Below are 17,589 nucleotides of genomic sequence, written 5' to 3' on the forward strand. Positions count from 1 at the left end.
ATTTGTTTTTTCTTTTTCACGTCTTGTTTAAAACCTGAGAGAATATTTTTTTATAAAGGCGTGTTTCGTTCAAAAATATGTTCAAGTAGACTTATCGGATGATTATCAGGAGTTCAATAGACTATACCCTGTTGGTTTTTTTGTGTCGAAATATATTTTTTTAATCATTGTATTAATAAGCTATATAAAAATATTATCTAAACTTCTACAGGCGTAAAATTGTACCCCTACATATTTTCTTTAAACTCCTTAAGTTGTTGAATATTAGTTTGAGCTTGATCACTTATTTCTTGAATACGAACATCGTAATCGCTTTGTTCAATATTTTGACTATTCACTATTTCTTGTACTTCATTAATGAGATTTTTTAAAGTATTTCCACTATGAACCGGTAAGCTGTCAGAAGTGAATCCAACCATTGTTAAATCATAGTTTTTCCCCATTAAATCATTATTAATATGCTTAATGACATATTCACGAGAAAAACTTGTAATATCTTGTTGGAAAGCCACCCAGTTGGTTATTAGATTCTGTAAGGCTTCTTCTTTTCCTGTATATTCTTCACTTATATCTTTTTCAATTGTATCTGACGAAGATTCCTCTTGCTTGACTATTTCACGGGAATATTCTGGAATAACATTTTCATTTTTCTTCTGTGTTGTATTCTGAGTAACGTTAGATTTTTCGGGTTGACTCAGACTAATAATTACTAAAATGATTCCTACTCCGATAATTAGAGCTATTTTTAAACCTCTACGAAAATTTTCAATATTATTTTTTCATATTTCCATGTTCTCTCCTTAACTTATTATTATATATAATATCATTATAAGTTCTTTGTTTGTATTGATTAAACGTCAAATATAGAAATATATTTATTCCAATTTTAGAATGTTAAAATGAATAGTCGCCTATCCTACAGTCTTGTGACTGGGAGGAGGTGTTCACATGTTCTTAGCTTTATTTCTGCCCCCTTCTTGTCGGCTTACTAGTAGCCACATATGAGTACTGGATACATACTCGCAACAAGAAGTAAAACAAATATGGCGACATTAACCAAAACAGAAAAGCCCTAGAGTATCCTACTACTCTAGGGCTTCAGTGTTCACATGTTCTTTTTCTGCAAAACAATCATATCATGATTTGTTGTTTTTTTAAATGGTGACCTCACCTATCGTTTTCCTTTGTATGTTCGCTTTTAGTTTAGAAATATTCATCATCTTTGTACCGATCAATTATTACCACTTCATCTATAACATCTTCTTTCATCTGTTTAGCAACCAAGCTAGGACGAATTTTTTCTAACCAGTCCTGATCAGGTACTTAGTCAATAAAATTTCCAAACGTCGTTAGGTTAGAACTACTTCATCACTAGATAATTCCGCTAATCTTATAAGCTTAAAAGGTGGGATTGCTGCTACGTAATTAACAAAGTTTTTATCAGTGTATTCAAAAGACCACATATATTTTAAACTTTTATTATCGTAAAGATCGATTCATTTCATGTCGTCATATTCTAGTCCTTATTTTTCAACGGTTCGATTTGTGGGTGGGACAAAAAATAAAATTCATTTTTTGTTGCATACCTTAAAACCGAATAAACGGTGTTTGCAAACCAGCTCCTTCAACATTGAGCTAAAAAATTGTCAAATATAAAAAGCAATTTTTCAGTTTTCTACCTTACTACTCAGATCAAAACACTTCTGTCACAAACTCGTCGAACCAGTGACCAGTCATCTAAAGGCTCACTTGGTGTGCTAACTTTTTCGCTAACGTGGGCGAGTGATATCAGATTGGCGCTCATGGTATTAGAGCGAAAGAAATTAGTGAAACACATGGATAAAAAATGTGTATATTACAAAAAACGAGTCCGATTTTGACAAAATACATCAAAATCAGACTCGTTTTTTATTTTCGAGAAAGGACAACCTGACTGTCCTACACTCTATCAACGCGTATGAACACTTAAGTTCTATCTAAAACAATTAAACATTCAAGATCCACATGAATCCTATAAAGACAAAGAACAGCGCGTACATGATCGGCGAAACTTCTTTGCCACGTTTTGCTGCTAGCATGGTGATTGGATAAAAGATGAATCCTAGTGCAATCCCATCTGAGATACTATAAGTCAACGGCATACCGATCAAGATCAAGAAGGCAGGAATAGCAATCTCCATTTTTCCCCATTCGATCTGACGTAATGATTGTGCCATCAACACACCAACTAAAATCAGCGCAGGTGCAGTCACTTGAGAAGTCACCACTGATAATAATGGTGAGAAAAACAAACCAAACAAGAATAAAATCCCTGTAGTGATTGCAGTTAAGCCAGATCGTCCACCGACGGCGATCCCTGCGGATGACTCAACAAAAGCCCCAACTGGCGATGTACCTAACAAAGAACCAGCTAACATCGCGGTAGAATCCGAAGCCAATGCTTTCCCAACACGTGGCATTTTGTTATCTTGCATGAAACCAGCTTGGTTTGCTAGACCAACCAATGTTCCAGCTGTATCAAAGAATGTCACTAACAAGAAAGTCAAAACGACTACCCACATTTGTAAGCTATTGATATCACCAACGTGTTTCAATGCAACTAGGAAAGTAGGTTTCAAGCTAGGTGCTGCCGCAACAAGCTGTGAAGGCATAGGAATCAGTCCAGTGACTAGTCCTAGAAGCGTGGTAGCTACCATTCCGATAAAAATCCCTCCTGGTACGCGACGGACTAACAATACCGCGGTAATGACTAACCCAAAAATCGTCAACCAAGTGGAACCAACACTCAATGAACCTAATCCAACAAGAGTTGATTCATTTGCCACGATCAAGCCACCTTCACTCAAGCCTAGAAAGGCAATAAACAAACCAATCCCGCCAGAAATCGCAAACTTCAAGTCTGTTGGAATGGCATCAATGATCATCTCACGTAATTTAAAAATGGTGATCAAAATAAAAATCAACGAAGCAACAAACACTCCTGCCAATGCTGTTTCCCATGGAATCCCCATACCTAAACAGACCGAGTAAGCAAAAAAGGCATTGATTCCTAGCGCAGGCGCTGTTCCAATCGGATAGCGTGCAACGACCCCCATCAAAATACAGCCAATGGCACTGGCTAATGCTGTCGCAGTAAACACTGCCCCTTCATCCATCCCCGAAGCACCGAGCACTGTTGGATTGACAAATAAGATATATGCCATAGAGATAAATGTCGTAAAACCAGCCAGTATCTCACGTTTCACCGTCGTACTCAGTGCGTCAATCTCGAAGTAGGAAAGTATCTTTTCCTTCATCATCCATCCCCCTAAAACCGAACATTTATAAAAAAGTTCTTACTATATTAGATTTATTAATAAAACAACGTGTTTAATATTAGCCCAAATAAAGAAATAAGTAAACAAAAAATTCGGATTTAATCAAAAATCCGAACATTACTATTTACCTATTCCGCTTTCATTTAGAGAAGAGTATGTCAATTACTAATAAATAAAACTAAGTACACAATAGTTGAAGAAGCTTCTATCTATGGGTTTCTTTACCGATTCGCTTTTGTTCTTCCGCACGAAATTGCTGATTATCGATTTGGCTGATTGGTAAATTACTCCCTTTTCCACGATAATCCAAAGAATTTAAACCGCCGAAGCCTGTATCGACCATTTTGTTCCATCCTTTGGTAGGATTTTTCCCAGTTTTCAAATTCTTCATTCTCAATTTATCACTCTTTTTCATCCGTTGCTTTTTGAAATAATCTTCTAGTGTTTCGGTGATCGAGATTTTCATCTTCTGTCTCCCTTTCATCTACTTTTCTGTCGATTCTAATTTTGCCATCACAAAAAAATTTCCTTCAGGATCGGAAAAGTTAAACGTCAACAAGCCATTATTCTCCAAGATTTCCCCAGCTGTTTCGATTTGTTCGTAAAGTTCGTCAAACTTATCTGTAAAGAAAATCATAGACGGTGGTGGTCCTAACACTTCTGGTGAAAATCGTTCAACGAATGTCCGTGGAAAAATAGCCAACTCCAATTCTTGCGACATACGCAAGACAATGCTTTGATATTCCTCTGGCAATTCCAACGTTTCAACGATTTCTGCCTTCAATTGTTCAACGAAAAACCAACTGACTAATGCGACATCTTCGACGTATAGCATGACACGAGATTTATGGATCATTTAACAACGCCTCCTCTAAATAAAAGCTTGTTTTCATTATAGCACGAAAGCGGAAACACACTCAGTGGAAGTCACTGCTATTAAGCACAAGTTGATTGAGCGAACGTTGCTGATTTTCGTGTTAAGCTATCAAAAGGCAAATCACCTGCAATCTTCAAGTTTCCTTAGTTTGAAGATTACGAGTGACTCCATCGTTTTGGTTATTTCCTACGTGTCCGGTCACAAAGTGATTTCTGGTTGTTCTTTCGACACTGTTTGTCTAGTACTCGACACACCAAATGTTCGTTCAATGTCTTCTTGCAAAGCAGATATTGCTTTTCCGGCAACATCTGCTTGTTGTGCGTTGACTGCCTCGATCACCAACACAGCGTTCGTCGTTTTTTCTGTTAACATGGTCCGTTGCGCTTCACGCCAGTTAAAGCAGCGACAAACTGCGCCTTCTTTGTCATAATAAATGATTTCTTCTGGTAATGCGGGAGCATCTGCTTCTGCGCCTAATGGCAAGAAATTTTCTCCACCTTGAGCTTTACCTAAATGAAGATCCCCAACGATCGTGTCAAGATCTTCTCCGCCACAGGGGACGCCAAAGCGTAAAGAGATACTATTATAGATATCCACTAACGGACTGATCGGGAAAAATTCGCGACCTTGACTGGCTCTTTTTAGCAGTGCTTCGATCGATGAACGTGCGCCTTTTTTTGTCTTGAACTGGGTAAACGCTTGACGCCATTGTGCAATCACTTCGTTTTGACTAAAAGGTTCTTCTGTTAAATAATTTCTTGCTTCATTAGCAGCACGATTCAATTTGTCATAGTAATCCGCTTTGTTTTCTTCAACGACTTCGTTATTGATCCCTTCTACCGTTAGGATCTCAATTTTTGCTTCTGGGAACACTTCCCAAAATGATGGATCTGCTACAAATTTTTTCATTCATTACACCTCATTAATTTTTTTTACTAAGATATGATCGATCTGTGCATCGTCTCCCATATAAAACACATGTTGTCCTTGGCGTATGAAACCATGTTTACGGTAAAAAGCTTGGGCTGGATCGTTATGTTCCCACACACCTAACCACACAGCTGTTTTCCCCTGTGCTTTCGCTTGAGCCAACGCCCACTTCATCAAGTGAGTGCCGATCCCTTTTTTCTTATAAGGTGGTCGAATATAGATCCGTTCAATTTCTAGATGATCCTCAGGCATATCCTCGGATTGTGCTTTTCCTATGTTCAGTTTTAGATAACCCGCAATTTCTCCATGATCTAGCGCCCAGAAAAAAGCTGAGTCTGGATGGATCAGTTCTTTTGTTAATCGCTTCAAATCATACGCTTGCGAAAGATATGCATCCATATCTGCCTGCGTGTTATATTCACCAAAAGTATCTGTGTACGTTTCAATGCTGATAGCTTGGAGACGTTCCACTTCACTCCCCACAATCGGTCTGATTTCTACCTTCTCCACTCCAACATCCCTTTCAATACAGGCGTTTATTGCCCTTTTTTACAAAATTCCAGTCTTCGCTGATATTTTTCCTTACGTGTGTCAATAATCTTTCCAACTGTTGGATTTCTTCTTCAGACAAGCCAGCTAAAGCGACTTTCGTAGAATAATGGTGTTCTCGGATGATCATCGGATAAAGTGCTTCTCCTTGCGCTGTCGGGTAACACCTTTTGTTTTTCTTGTTCTGTTCGTCAGTTACCCGTCGAATCAAGCCATTACTTTCCAACTTTTTCAGCGCACGGGCAGTTGTCGTTCGATCGACTTTAAGCATTTCGGCTATTTTTTCTTGAATGATGCCTGGATTTTCACAAATTCGAACGAGATACAGGTATTGCCCCCTCGTCAAAGCGACTTCCTTGAACTCAATATTACTGATCGAATCTAACGCTCGTGCTATCGCGCCAATTTCTCTTATGATCTCAGCCATCTCTTCTCTCCTTTAGTTGTACTTTTATTGTACTGATTTTTGTTGCAAATGCAACAAAAATATATTGATCACTCAAAGTAAGGCAAATCACCTTTCGCTAAGATCACAAGCTGTTCTTCTGTCGTCCGTTTTTGGGAAAGGATAGGCAAATCATCCAATGCAAAAAAGGCACTATTTGAAGTTTCATTATTCGTGATAAAAGAACCTCCGATTATCGAACATCCAAAAATGACTTTATAGTATTGAAAGGCTTGTGGAATATCTTTTCGGGTATTGGTATCAAAAATTGCCAGTAGTTGATCCACCGTCACCGTTAGCCCGGTTTCTTCTTTCACCTCTTTTCCAATATTTTCCTTTGGTGAATAGCCGATTTCTGCAAAACCACCTGGCAATGCCCATTCTTTTGTATGACTATCTTCCACTAGCAGTATCTTATTCTCTTGTTTGATGAAGGCACGCACATCGACTTTTGGTGTGGGATATCCTTCATTTTGGTCTAAAATAAAAGCAAGCTGATCTTCGATTTCCTTTTCGCCATTACTCAATAAAGATAAAGCAATCGATTTCAATTCTTGGTAACGTTCTTCGTCAAATGGATCTTTGCCATAGAAGAGACCGGCTTCTGCTATCGCTAATAAGCGTTTGTATTGTTCGATTTTTGTTGCCATTTTGATTCATTCCTTTCGATAAATCCGCGTTGCTATCTCTTACTCCAAAACTACAAGAAACCGCTTATGTAAGTCAAGGATTGTGTTATAATTTGTTTTAAAAGGAGGGATGTTGGATGTACTCGCTCATGCACCAAATCATCACTGAAAAAGATTTACAACGACAAGTCACGCTGATTGAATTACTTTTGAACCATCCCAAAATCACTGTCAATGAGCTTGCTGAAGAAACCAATACAACGGAACGTACGATTTTTTCCGACTTACAAGTCATCCGCTCACAATTACCTGATGGCTGGTTGATCGATAGTGATCAGTCAGGGATTCGTTTACTCAATCAAAAAAATCTACTTGCCAATGATCTGTGGGAATTGTTTCTAAAACAATCCGTGAGTGTACAATTGATCAAAGAACTATTGTTTACAAAAGAATGTTCCACAACCAATTTTTTAGCAGTCAATGGACTTTCTTACGAAACGCTGAAACGTCATACAAGAAAAGTCAATCGCCAACTCCTTCGTTATGGGTTACAGATCAAGCTGACAAAATATAAAAGTACGATGAGTGGTTCTGAGAATGCGATTCGCTTGTTTTATCATCGTCTTTTGATGCCATTTACTCATAATAATTATTTTTTTGAAGATTATTCCATCCATGAATCCCATTACTTTCGTTTTTTGAAACGCTTGAAGCAAACCCCTTTTTCTGTTGAAACAGAAGAGATCTTTGGAATTTGCTGGTTTTTCATCAACACGATACGTGTCAAGGCAAATTGCCGTATCAAGGACTCTTTCTTTAAACCTGAAGATACTCTTTACTCCACGTATGCTACTGAATTAACCGAACTTTATGAATTAGAAGGCGTGTATTTACAAAAAGATGAATTGATTTTTGCTTTCTTTTGCTTTTTAGAAAGTTGGAATTACAACAATCAATACCAAGAACCCGTGGCAGATATCTTGCAAAGTTATCCTTTTTCAGGCAAGATCAAACAATTCGTTCAGGATTTAGCTGATACCTTGCACTTAGAAAAACTAAACGAAACAAAACTTGCTGATAACCTGATTTTGTTACTGTTGAAATACCATGAATCACCTATCTTGATCGAGCAGCTGAATTTGCAATATCACTATTTTTTGGAAGAATATGAGCAACAATATCCGCAGTTGTACCCATTCAAACAAGAATTACTTGAGCAACTGAAACAAGAGTTGCCTATTCAAGAAGACGAATACTTTCTACGCCTACTATCCTTCTTGATCCAACAAGCAATCTTATCCGTTCGTCCAAATAAATTGAACCTGTATTTCTTCTTTCAAGGCGAACCCTCTTGGAAAGCCTTTTTGCAACAAGAATTAAATGATTACTTTGGGAAACGAGTTCAATTGATCCCAGTAGAATTATCTCAACTTTCTGATATCACGTTCCATAAAAACGACTTGTTCGTCTCGAACACCCCCCTCGACCAAGTCCCAATACCAATCATTTACATCTCTACCATACCAACCAAAAATGAGCTCGACCAATTGACCGAACTCACATTTAGAAGTTATTTGTAAGGTTGTGAAAGAAGCGTTCAGCACTGAGTAATAAGACAGGAAAATCGAAAATGGCTTTTTCATTTTTGATTTTTTTGGCTTATTATTGAAGTGTTGCTTCTTGAACACCGTTTATCTAGGTTGTGAAAAAGCCGTTCAGCTCCAAGTATTAAGGCAGAAATTGAGGAAATAGCTCCCCATATTTTTTGATTTTTTAGCTTAATGTTGAAGGTCAGCTTTTCGAACACCGTTTATCAGGTTTTAAAAGAAGCGTTCAGCTCCAAGTATTAAACCATAAAAAGCGACAGCCTTCCTCTACAGTAACCTAGGGGGAAGACTGTCGCTTTGACTTTATCTCTTAAACGATCGACGATTCTCAGTTACCGGCAAAAGCTTCTCTTTCTTTTCTTTTGATCCATGTTTTACTGATTCGTTTCTCGACTTCTACGATTGTAAATAATAGAAGTACATTTACAAGGATTGGTAAATGTTGAGCAAAGCTCAAACTTGTTGTTTCAATGACTTGTTGCGCAAAGGGTAGATAAATGACTCCAGTTTGGAGGACAAATAAAATACCTAATGAAATAAATAAGAATTTATTTTGGAAGAAGCCTTTATTCAATGAAGCATCGACTTGCTCACGGCAATTGATCATATAGACGGCTTGGGCAGCAACAATATTTTGTAAAAGAACAGTTTGTTGTAAGGCTTGACCTTCAAACTGCATTGCCAACCAATAAGCTGGGATAATGATCAAGAGGGACACATAGAAAATCCGAAAAACATTGTACTTCGTCAAAATCCCTTGGTTAGGATCTCTTGGTGGCCGACTCATCGTGTCTTTACTTGCTTGTTCAAAACCTAAAGCATAGGATAACGTGATTGTTGTCACCATATTGACCCATAAGATTTGGATCGGTGTCAAAGGCAATGGCTGATTCGCAAGTAATGCCCAGATGATCACCAAGCCTTGTGCTAAAGATGTAGGTAAGAAGAAGCTGATCGTTTTTTGTAAATTATCTAAAATCCGCCGTCCTTCTTTGACTGCTTTAGCGATCGTATGGAAGTTGTCATCGCCTAAGACCATATCTGCGGCTTGTTTACTGACTTCACTTCCTTTGATCCCCATAGCGATTCCTACATCTGCTCGTTTCAATGCTGGCGCATCATTGACACCATCACCAGTCATCCCAACGATTTCGCCATTTTTCTGCAAAGCTTCTACGATTCTTAATTTATGCTCCGGAGTAGTTCTAGCAAAGACATCGACTTTGCTCACTCTCTTCGCTAAATCTTGATCAGAGAGTCGATCGATATCGATTCCTTCAAGGACATTACTCGTATGCTTCAATCCGATTTGATCCGCAATTGCTTGGGCTGTGTCTTTGTGGTCACCAGTAATCATTTTCACTGAGATCCCTGCTTGCTGACATTCTCTTACCGCTTGGATCGCACTCTCTTTTGGTGGATCAATGATTCCTGCAATCCCAACAAATGTCAGTTGTTGCAACTGTGCATGGTCTAACTCTTGCTCAATAGGCATTTGCTTGTAGGCGAACCCTAATACACGTTGGCCTTTTTTCGCTAGTTGTGATGCTTGGTTGATCCATTGTTGCTGTTCTGACTGTGACAAAGAAGATCTCGATAATAAAACTTCTGGCGCTCCTTTGACAAACACTACTGCATGGTCCTGTTCTTCATGCAGTGTTGCCATATATTTGTAACTTGAGCTAAATGGCAATTTAGCAAGCGACGTTTTTAGGGGAAGATTTTGTTCAGCTGTGTATCGTAATAAAGCTAGCTCAGTTGGATTGCCACTCAACGTTTCCACTACTTGATCCTCTTTCGTTTGCACTTCTTGACAATTTTTCATGATTTCAAGTAAGCGTGTCTCATCTTCTGTCATTGTTTCCACAACAGTCATTTCATTTTTGGTCAACGTACCCGTTTTATCTGAACAGATCACCGTCATTGAACCAAGTGTTTCAACAGAAGGTAATCCTTTGATAATCGCTTGTTCTTGTGCCATTTCATTGACCCCAAGTGAGAGGATCATCGTCAATACCGCTGGCAAGCCTTCTGGGATCATAGAAACGATCAACGCAATGATTGTTGAGAATAAAAAGTTCCACTCTAAGCCATACCTAAATGAGGTAAAGAAAATCAAGAATAAACTTAGAAAAACGATTCCTCTGAAGATTTGCTTGTTTAACTGATGGATCTTGCGAACCAAAGGGGTTGTTTGTTGTTGGACTGATTGTAATGCTTGATTGATTTTTCCAATCTCCGTCGTATTCCCTGTTTCAACGACGACACCAAGTGCCGATCCAGCTTGGACAAGTGTACCTGAAAAAGCCATATTGAGTTGATCTCCTGCGCCTAATTCGTCGACTAACGGCTCACTTATTTTCTCGACCGCATCGGATTCACCGGTCAACGCAGCTTCTTCGATCATCAAACCATATGTTTCGACTAAACGAATATCGGCAGGCACGACATCTCCAGCTGTTAAACTAACTATATCCCCTTGCACGATCTCAGTGGCAGGGATACTTTTCTTGACGCCTTCAGAAAGAACCACTGCGTCTTGACTCATTAAACTTTTTAGCCCATTGAGTGACTCTTCTGCTTTTCTTTCTTGCCAATAACCAACAAAACTATTGATGATCACTACAAGTAAAATAATACTACCTTCAATATAATCACCCGTTAAAAACTTCAAAACAGAAGCCACCATAAGGATGATCATCAACAAATCCGTAAAATGCTTCAAAAATTTCCGAAGCGGACTGACTTTCTTTTTTACCTCTATTTCATTTCTTCCTTGTATTTCTAAACGACTGGTACGTTCTTGATTTGAAAGACCATCTTTGGTCGTCTTTAATTTATTCATTGTTTCTTCAGCAGTTTCTTTGTACCATGTCATCGGCAATCCCTCCTGTATTTCATTTGATAATACTTATTATACGTAAAAAGGAGGGTTTCTTATGTCGATTATTTCAGGCAAACATGAAATAATTAATGTGATTTAATATGAGCCAGGTTTCTGGGTTTGCTTTTCAAACGAAAATTTTTGCCTTTACTCCGATTGCTTCGTTGATTTTTGTTCACTCAATTTATTTTTTATTTCTTGTTCCCAAGAAGGTTTTCTAACTTTTTCGATACATAATGGAGCAACAAAAAGAATGCCGCTGATCAATGCGACAGCCACAAAGTTGATCCACGTACCAGCTTTTAATGTAAGTCCGACAGAAAAAACGATTGCTGCAAATAAGACTAGTACAACAAGCCATGCACCAAGATTCCCATTTCCCTCTTTTTTACCAATTCGGAATGGACGTGGGGTAGCTGGGTTTGTTTTTCTAAAGCGTAAAAATGCGACACCCATGATGAGATAGACGATACAATAAATCACTGTCGTTGCATTTACTAGCATCAAAAATGCTTGATTGACTCCTGGAATCAATAAATAGAATAGTGCAAACACAGAAATGATAATGGATTGTGTCAAGATCACCGCTTTTGACACATCAAATTCATTGGTTTTCCAAAAATTGAAACGAGGAGGATACGCACCTTTTCTTGCACTTTCTGTAACAGTTTTGGCTGGACCAGAAGCCCAAGCGGACAATTGTACAGCGACACCGACAAATACAAGTAAGCTGAATAGGTTCACAATCATATGTGGTAAGCCAAGAATTTGGCAATCGATCGAAATGGATTGGGCAATATTATTCAACTCCATTTGACCCTTTGGGACCACATTGGCAACGACCAACGCATTCAGCGTGTTTACCACAAATAAAAAGACTAACGCAGCGAAAATACCACGTATATAAGTTTTAACTGGATGTGTCAATCGAGTGATATAAACAGAAGACATTTCGATTCCAGTAAAAATGAACATGATCGGTGCAAAATAAACGAATGATTTTGCAGTACTTGGATCGGGAACTAAAAGATCCCAAGAAAATTCCCCTAATGTTCCATTTGGCATGATACCAACCTTGATCCACGCTGAGACACCTAATAGGAGCATCAATGCCAACGGGATATACAACCCCAACCAGACACCGATTTTCCCTCCAATTTTTGCCATGTCGAATTTTAAGTTCAATAGTGTGATGATCCAATAAACGACTAAAATCACGAGTAATGTGAATTTACTATTCAAGCCCAATGGGACGTTATTGACCATGTTGCCAAACAATGGGGCAAGTGCTGAGGCAACCATGACCATCCCTGGAAACATTTGAACCCATAAAAGCCAAGAGACGACAAATCCCCATTTTCTACCGAGGGATTGAGAGACCCATAGTTCTGGCCCTCCCTTTTGAGGAAACATCCCTGCAAACTCTCCTGAGATCAGAGAGATCGGAAACGCATAAAAGAGTACAGCAACTAACATATAAAACAACATCGTCCAACCGGTGGCAGCGACATCAGGAATATTACGGACGCTTGCGACTAAAGCGCAAGTCATCCCAATAAACGTTAACGTTGAAAGTTGTTTGGTAGATTTTGAGTCTGTCATGATCGATCCTTCTTTCTATCACTAAAACTACGCAAGAACTTCTCTTAATTTTTCTTCCATTGCGTGTTTGATGGCTTCGGTATAATAATCAAAGATGTTGTCATCGGTTAAATAGGGGGTCATGATCGCAGCTCGCAACAAAGTAACTTGTTGTTCTTTTTGCCATTCTTCTTGTGGAACGCCCATGCTTTCTACAAATGCTACTGGAGAATCGCCATAATCCGCTTGCGTGAAGGTCGTATGAGAAGTGATAAAGCGTTCTGCGTACACATCACCTTCCATATAAGACGACACATCAAACATTTCTTCATTCAAACGGTTGATTTCTTTTAAATCTGTACAACCTTGGACTTTGAATGCCCAATCGACCATATTGAAATCTGGATGATTCAATAGATAGACTTCGATTGTTTTCCCATTGACAGTAAAGCTTAATTGATCAAGAAATTCTCTGAAACGTTGAGCGGCTTCAATGGATGCACCAATCAATTGACCATAGCCAGTGACATTTAAAGGCAGAACTCGGTGTGCTGTCCAAACTGCCGCAGCCGTTGCCCCAGCTTTTGAACCTTCTAAAATATAGGCACCTAACATATCCGGTGCTTTAACGGATTTTTCAAACACATAAGGTGCAAAATAAGAGATGATATTCCGCATACTTTTATGTTTGATCGTGATTCCTCCTGCCGCATAAGGTACATAGCCCATCTTATGGGGATCAACAGTCACTGATTCTGCTTCACTGATTGCCTTGAATCCTTCATAAACACTTCGTTCGATTTTCACTTCATGATGGAAAACATGATGTTCTTCATAAAATTCTGCTAATGATGCGTAAGGCACAAATTCATACGCTTCATTCATGAACAAACAACGAGCATAGCCACCATAAGCTGCATCCACATGAAGGTAGAAATAAATGCTTTCATCTTTCAATTTTTCTCTAAGTTCAACGATTTGATCGACACGATCGACTTGTCCTTCTTCCGTTGTACCTACAACAGCGACCACACCTAGGATGGGAATATGTTGGATAGCTAGTTCACGAATCGTCTTTTCCAATACTTGGACATCCATTCGGTAGCAGTCATCAACGGGGATCGCGATCATTTGATCCAACCCAACACCACAAATATCTAGTGCTTTCATCCATGAATAGTGTTTTGTTTGAGGAACAAGCCATTTGCCCAATTCTTGGATGTGTTTCCCACTTCGTGAAGATGCAGCTTTGACTCGATCTAATTCTTCATCAGTAAATGTTTCGATCATTTCTAAGATTTCTTCTACAGATAGATTAAGTAATTCCCAACCCGATAGGTCTTTCACTTTTTCAGGGTAAGTTTCTTTGACCGCTAAAGGAATCGATTTGATACAACGGGCATACCATAGACCTTCTAAATTCGCAATTGAACCATCCGCTGTCAGATGGCCCCAACCATTCGGCATACTGAACAGCTTCGCAAAGTCTTCTCCGATTTCTGCTTCCATTTGTGACGTGGCCATTGAGGATTCCAATGCCACGTTATTAGGATTCCAAAGCATCGCAAAGTGATAAGCCAACAAAGCTGGCATCAATGTTTCTGCATTCATTTGTCCCCAATAACGTCCGGCTGAATGCCAAGGAATTGAACCGGCACGCATTCGTTCACTGACTTCATCTAAGACCTCCATCATATGTTGTCGAGTCGCAAGATAAGATGTTGTTGATTTGTCTGCTTCACTGATTGCGGGAAGGTCAGCTGGGAAATAATTTTCACGCCAACCTAAATGTTCATCCACCATCTTATTCAATAACATTTTATACACTTGGCCATTTTCTGCTTTGTCGCCAATAAAGACGGCTTTGATGTCCATATCTTTCATGATTCATTTCTCCTCTCTTGTTACCTGATCACAGGAAATAATCAGCCGGCTGTTGTTTCTTGATCAGTTTACGTGTTTGACTATACGCTCAAATTTCACATTTTTTTTTTAATAACATACCTTTATAGTTCTTACTTTGAAGACAAAAAAAATAAAGTCTGATTATTCTGTATTTTCAGCTCAAAAAAAACGAACGATGTGTCTAAACTTCCTACTAAAAATGGTTAAATTTATTGATTATAACGTTTAAGTCACGAACAAAAAAAAGAAATCAAATATACTTATTCGTTGAAAAATATTCATATTTGTTTTTTCTATTTGGTTCTTTTTATCAAACAGTTCCCAATTTTTTTAATTAAAACAGATACAATAACAAAAATAAGTAAATTTAGCATCTTGTTTGCTAAGAAAGATTGGATGATAGGTGCGTATCTACAAAAAACATGGCATAATAGCTAAGTGCTTGTGCATGACTATACAATAGGGAGGATTCCCCATGATTGAACATTATCTTGAGAAAAATCTCTTACGCCAACTCTTTCTTTGTGGACAATTTTATGTAAACAAAGAAGTCCATCTTCCAACGACTGCTACTTTGTTACATGTTTGTCAAACCACTTTGTTGAATGATATCAAATCATTAAGTAGAGAATTGAGCGACCAAATCATTTATCAATCCAAAGAAAAAGAAACTTATTCTCTATACTTCGCACCAACAACTTCTCGCTTCCAATTGATGCAACGACTCTCTCGGCCGTCTTTATTTTTAAAAACCTGCCTTCTTTACTTAGAAGATGAACCAGATTATATCCAACTAACCGAACTCGAATTTGTTTCAGTCAGCAAAGCTTACGCATTGAAGAAACAAGTGTTAGACTACTTTCAAGCATGCGATATCGCCATTGAACATCATTCCCCTCACTTTACTGACATCGAAAGACGCTTGGTTTTGCTAAATGGGAGCTATCGAACAGGTACGTTACCTGATTTCTCTGTTCCTGCCTCTTTTGACACCCAGGCGCAAGAATTTATCCAAGCAGTCACGAAAAAAAGTGGGCGGATCTATGATCGGGATACCCAAGAGATTTTGCAAACAGGCTTTCTGATCAGTCTGTTCTATCAAAAAGATGCCCCGCTATCAATCGATCAATCCTTCATCGATGAAATCAAAAAGAGACCGATTTATCATTTCGTTCTTGCAGCTTGGGAAGAAAGTCCGTTTAAGCAATTTTTTCAACCAAATGAATTTTATTTTATTCTGATACTCTTCAATTTATGTGATTATGGATTTGATTCTTATGAAGCAATCGAGCAGGATTTTGCCCAACTGCATCAGGTCTTTATTGAAAATAATCCAGAGACAAAACAATTGATCCAACAATTTGAACAACATTTTGATCATGCTTTTCTTGGAAACAAAGCTTTTGAACGTGCTTTGATACGTATTTTGCGTTCTGCTTGGAAAAACTATCAATTGTTCTTACCTGAAAAATTTCATTTATTAACCGATGAACAACGAGAGTTATTTGAAGAAGTAAAACGGATCGTTAGCGATTGGAGCCATGCACTTCCTTATCAATTAAAGATCAATCCAAATTGTCTGCGGTCATTCGTTATTGAATTGACTGGCATTTTACGCTTAGATAAACAAAAATTAACTGTGCGGATCGTGACCAACTCAGATATCAAATACCTGATTTATCGCGAAGCTTTAGAGGCTGTTACGACATGTGACATTTCCGTCGAGCCAATGATTTATAAACAATTAAGTAAAGAAGCTATCGATTTTGTGGCAGCCTCATCTAACCGGCTGTTGTGTGAACGTACACTCTACACACCTGTGGCCTTGTCCATGGAACAAATTATTCCAATCTCAGTCGAAACAGTGGAACAAGCAATTATACTGCTTGTAAAAAGTAGTTCATGAGGAAGGCATACTTTCGTAATAGTAACTCTTGCACACATTTATTCTGTCGTATAAAGTGTGTGAAAAGCTAGACAATTCCATAAAAAAAGCTAGAAAACCAAAAATTCATCCTACAAGATTTTGGCTTTTCTAGCTTTTTTTATAATCGTTACTTTCTGAAAAACTATTCAATTTTAAGAGACGTGATCACTAATATCATTTACCCATTCTGCCTATGATGATGCAAACTTAGACATCTGCTGGACCGATTTCTTTATTCAAGAAGTAAGAGATGATCGTACGAATCACAACTAATGCGGCCAACTGAAAAATATCTTGTAATGTCGGTTTGATGATCGACTCGATGATCCCAGCAGAAATCAATATCTCTAAACTCAACAAGATATACCCACACAGCATTTTTTTGATGCCATTATTTTGATGAATCTGTTCATTTTGTTTGAATGACGGGTTCAAGGAATCTTTCAAAAAATCTTTGATTGAAAGAAAGCCTCCCCATAATAAGACCACAATGGCAAAAATATCTAAAATCAAGACCAACCATTCAAGATATGGATAAAGAAGTGTCATCCAACTGATCGCCATCAAACTTCCCTTCTTTCATGCGATACATGACTCGCAATTTCTAAATTTAAGAAATAAGAGATGATCGTGCGAATGATAATGATCAATGCTAATTTTAAAATGTCTGTCCAAGTTGGTTTAATGACAGATTCAATGAGATCTGCCACGATCAGTACTTCTAAACTCAACAAAATGTAACTAGCTAGTAGTTTTCGAATATCCGCATTGCGCCGATTACGCGTCGCATAATCTTTAATCAATGGACGTTCCAACATCAAATTTTTTAAAACTAAAAAAATACCAACCAACAAGACTAAAATCGAGAAAATATTCAAAATCGCAGTCACCCATTCCAACAAATGGACTAACGTTTCACTAAACATCTTTACACCCCA

15 protein-coding genes are annotated in these 17,589 nt (G+C 38.2%); 2 read left to right on the forward strand and 13 right to left on the reverse strand.

Annotated elements, in window-relative coordinates; all coding sequences use genetic code 11:
* Nucleotides 1-227: 227 nt before the first annotated feature.
* From P3R27_RS05030 to P3R27_RS05065, 8 genes are all read right to left on the reverse strand, one after another.
* A complete protein-coding gene (locus tag P3R27_RS05030) occupies nt 228-512 on the reverse strand; it encodes a hypothetical protein (protein WP_034690492.1) in 285 nt (94 codons plus the stop codon).
* A 1,473-nt stretch (nt 513-1,985) separates the two neighbouring features.
* Nucleotides 1,986-3,296 carry an NCS2 family permease gene (locus P3R27_RS05035; protein ID WP_126133853.1) on the reverse strand — a complete coding sequence of 437 codons (1,311 nt, stop codon included), beginning with the start codon at nt 3,294-3,296 and terminating at the stop codon, nt 1,986-1,988.
* Nucleotides 3,297-3,522: 226 nt separating this feature from the next.
* Nucleotides 3,523-3,783 (reverse strand): hypothetical protein, encoded by a 261-nt coding sequence (locus P3R27_RS05040; protein WP_126133852.1) that lies wholly within the window; start codon nt 3,781-3,783, stop codon nt 3,523-3,525.
* Between the two features lie 18 nt (nt 3,784-3,801).
* Nucleotides 3,802-4,173: a VOC family protein gene (locus P3R27_RS05045; RefSeq protein ID WP_126133851.1), complete on the reverse strand. Its 372-nt coding sequence runs from the start codon at nt 4,171-4,173 to the stop codon at nt 3,802-3,804.
* Between the two features lie 219 nt (nt 4,174-4,392).
* Entirely contained in the window at nt 4,393-5,103 is a 711-nt protein-coding gene (locus P3R27_RS05050) for a B3/B4 domain-containing protein (protein ID WP_126133850.1), read from the reverse strand.
* 3 nt (nt 5,104-5,106) lie between these two features.
* Nucleotides 5,107-5,634, reverse strand: a complete 528-nt coding sequence (locus P3R27_RS05055) for a GNAT family N-acetyltransferase (protein ID WP_126133849.1) — start codon at nt 5,632-5,634, stop codon at nt 5,107-5,109.
* A 13-nt stretch (nt 5,635-5,647) separates the two neighbouring features.
* Complete coding sequence (locus P3R27_RS05060) at nt 5,648-6,100, reverse strand: MarR family winged helix-turn-helix transcriptional regulator (RefSeq protein ID WP_023519026.1); 453 nt, start codon at nt 6,098-6,100, stop codon at nt 5,648-5,650.
* A gap of 68 nt (nt 6,101-6,168) precedes the next feature.
* Nucleotides 6,169-6,768, reverse strand: a complete 600-nt coding sequence (locus P3R27_RS05065; RefSeq protein ID WP_034690509.1) for an NUDIX hydrolase N-terminal domain-containing protein — start codon at nt 6,766-6,768, stop codon at nt 6,169-6,171.
* Nucleotides 6,769-6,884: 116 nt separating this feature from the next.
* Between P3R27_RS05065 and mafR the strand changes: the two genes are divergently transcribed.
* Nucleotides 6,885-8,327, forward strand: a complete 1,443-nt coding sequence (gene mafR / locus P3R27_RS05070; protein WP_034690511.1) for a global transcriptional activator MafR — start codon at nt 6,885-6,887, stop codon at nt 8,325-8,327.
* A 355-nt stretch (nt 8,328-8,682) separates the two neighbouring features.
* Here the strand turns inward: mafR and P3R27_RS05075 are convergent, their stop codons facing one another.
* The 3 genes from P3R27_RS05075 to tdc all read right to left on the reverse strand — a co-directional run bounded on the left by P3R27_RS05075 (nt 8,683) and on the right by tdc (nt 14,703).
* Nucleotides 8,683-11,232 (reverse strand): HAD-IC family P-type ATPase, encoded by a 2,550-nt coding sequence (locus tag P3R27_RS05075; RefSeq protein WP_034690513.1) that lies wholly within the window; start codon nt 11,230-11,232, stop codon nt 8,683-8,685.
* Between the two features lie 153 nt (nt 11,233-11,385).
* Nucleotides 11,386-12,840, reverse strand: a complete 1,455-nt coding sequence (locus tag P3R27_RS05080) for an amino acid permease (protein ID WP_034690515.1) — start codon at nt 12,838-12,840, stop codon at nt 11,386-11,388.
* Nucleotides 12,841-12,867: 27 nt separating this feature from the next.
* On the reverse strand, nt 12,868-14,703 hold the full coding sequence (gene tdc / locus P3R27_RS05085) for a tyrosine decarboxylase (RefSeq protein ID WP_126133848.1): 1,836 nt from the start codon (nt 14,701-14,703) through the stop codon (nt 12,868-12,870).
* Between the two features lie 496 nt (nt 14,704-15,199).
* Here tdc and P3R27_RS05090 point away from each other — a divergent pair, with 496 nt between their 5' ends.
* On the forward strand, nt 15,200-16,630 hold the full coding sequence (locus tag P3R27_RS05090; protein WP_034690518.1) for a hypothetical protein: 1,431 nt from the start codon (nt 15,200-15,202) through the stop codon (nt 16,628-16,630).
* Nucleotides 16,631-16,858: 228 nt separating this feature from the next.
* Here the strand turns inward: P3R27_RS05090 and P3R27_RS05095 are convergent, their stop codons facing one another.
* Nucleotides 16,859-17,215 carry a DUF1622 domain-containing protein gene (locus P3R27_RS05095; RefSeq protein ID WP_301356768.1) on the reverse strand — a complete coding sequence of 119 codons (357 nt, stop codon included), beginning with the start codon at nt 17,213-17,215 and terminating at the stop codon, nt 16,859-16,861.
* The gene (locus P3R27_RS05100; protein WP_010736474.1) at nt 17,215-17,577 is read right to left on the reverse strand and encodes a DUF1622 domain-containing protein; all 363 of its coding nucleotides are present in this window, start codon (nt 17,575-17,577) and stop codon (nt 17,215-17,217) included. Before P3R27_RS05100 ends, P3R27_RS05095 begins: the two co-directional genes overlap by 1 nt.
* Nucleotides 17,578-17,589: the final 12 nt, after the last annotated feature.

It is taken from the genome of Enterococcus spodopteracolus (assembly GCF_030441955.1).
Lineage (GTDB): Bacteria > Bacillota > Bacilli > Lactobacillales > Enterococcaceae > Enterococcus_B > Enterococcus_B spodopteracolus.

Bases quoted from the DNA above. Each gene is read 5' to 3' on its own strand.
- P3R27_RS05035 (WP_126133853.1), bottom strand. From the start codon at position 3,296: ATGAAGGAAAAGATACTTTCCTACTTCGAGATTGACGCACTGAGTACG.
- P3R27_RS05040 (WP_126133852.1), bottom strand. From the start codon at position 3,783: ATGAAAATCTCGATCACCGAAACACTAGAAGATTATTTCAAAAAGCAA.
- P3R27_RS05045 (WP_126133851.1), bottom strand. From the start codon at position 4,173: ATGATCCATAAATCTCGTGTCATGCTATACGTCGAAGATGTCGCATTA.
- P3R27_RS05050 (WP_126133850.1), bottom strand. From the start codon at position 5,103: ATGAAAAAATTTGTAGCAGATCCATCATTTTGGGAAGTGTTCCCAGAA.
- P3R27_RS05060 (WP_023519026.1), bottom strand. From the start codon at position 6,100: ATGGCTGAGATCATAAGAGAAATTGGCGCGATAGCACGAGCGTTAGAT.
- P3R27_RS05065 (WP_034690509.1), bottom strand. From the start codon at position 6,768: ATGGCAACAAAAATCGAACAATACAAACGCTTATTAGCGATAGCAGAA.
- mafR (WP_034690511.1), top strand. From the start codon at position 6,885: ATGTACTCGCTCATGCACCAAATCATCACTGAAAAAGATTTACAACGA.
- P3R27_RS05075 (WP_034690513.1), bottom strand. From the start codon at position 11,232: ATGACATGGTACAAAGAAACTGCTGAAGAAACAATGAATAAATTAAAG.
- P3R27_RS05080 (WP_034690515.1), bottom strand. From the start codon at position 12,840: ATGACAGACTCAAAATCTACCAAACAACTTTCAACGTTAACGTTTATT.
- tdc (WP_126133848.1), bottom strand. From the start codon at position 14,703: ATGAAAGATATGGACATCAAAGCCGTCTTTATTGGCGACAAAGCAGAA.
- P3R27_RS05090 (WP_034690518.1), top strand. From the start codon at position 15,200: ATGATTGAACATTATCTTGAGAAAAATCTCTTACGCCAACTCTTTCTT.
- P3R27_RS05095 (WP_301356768.1), bottom strand. From the start codon at position 17,215: ATGGCGATCAGTTGGATGACACTTCTTTATCCATATCTTGAATGGTTG.
- P3R27_RS05100 (WP_010736474.1), bottom strand. From the start codon at position 17,577: ATGTTTAGTGAAACGTTAGTCCATTTGTTGGAATGGGTGACTGCGATT.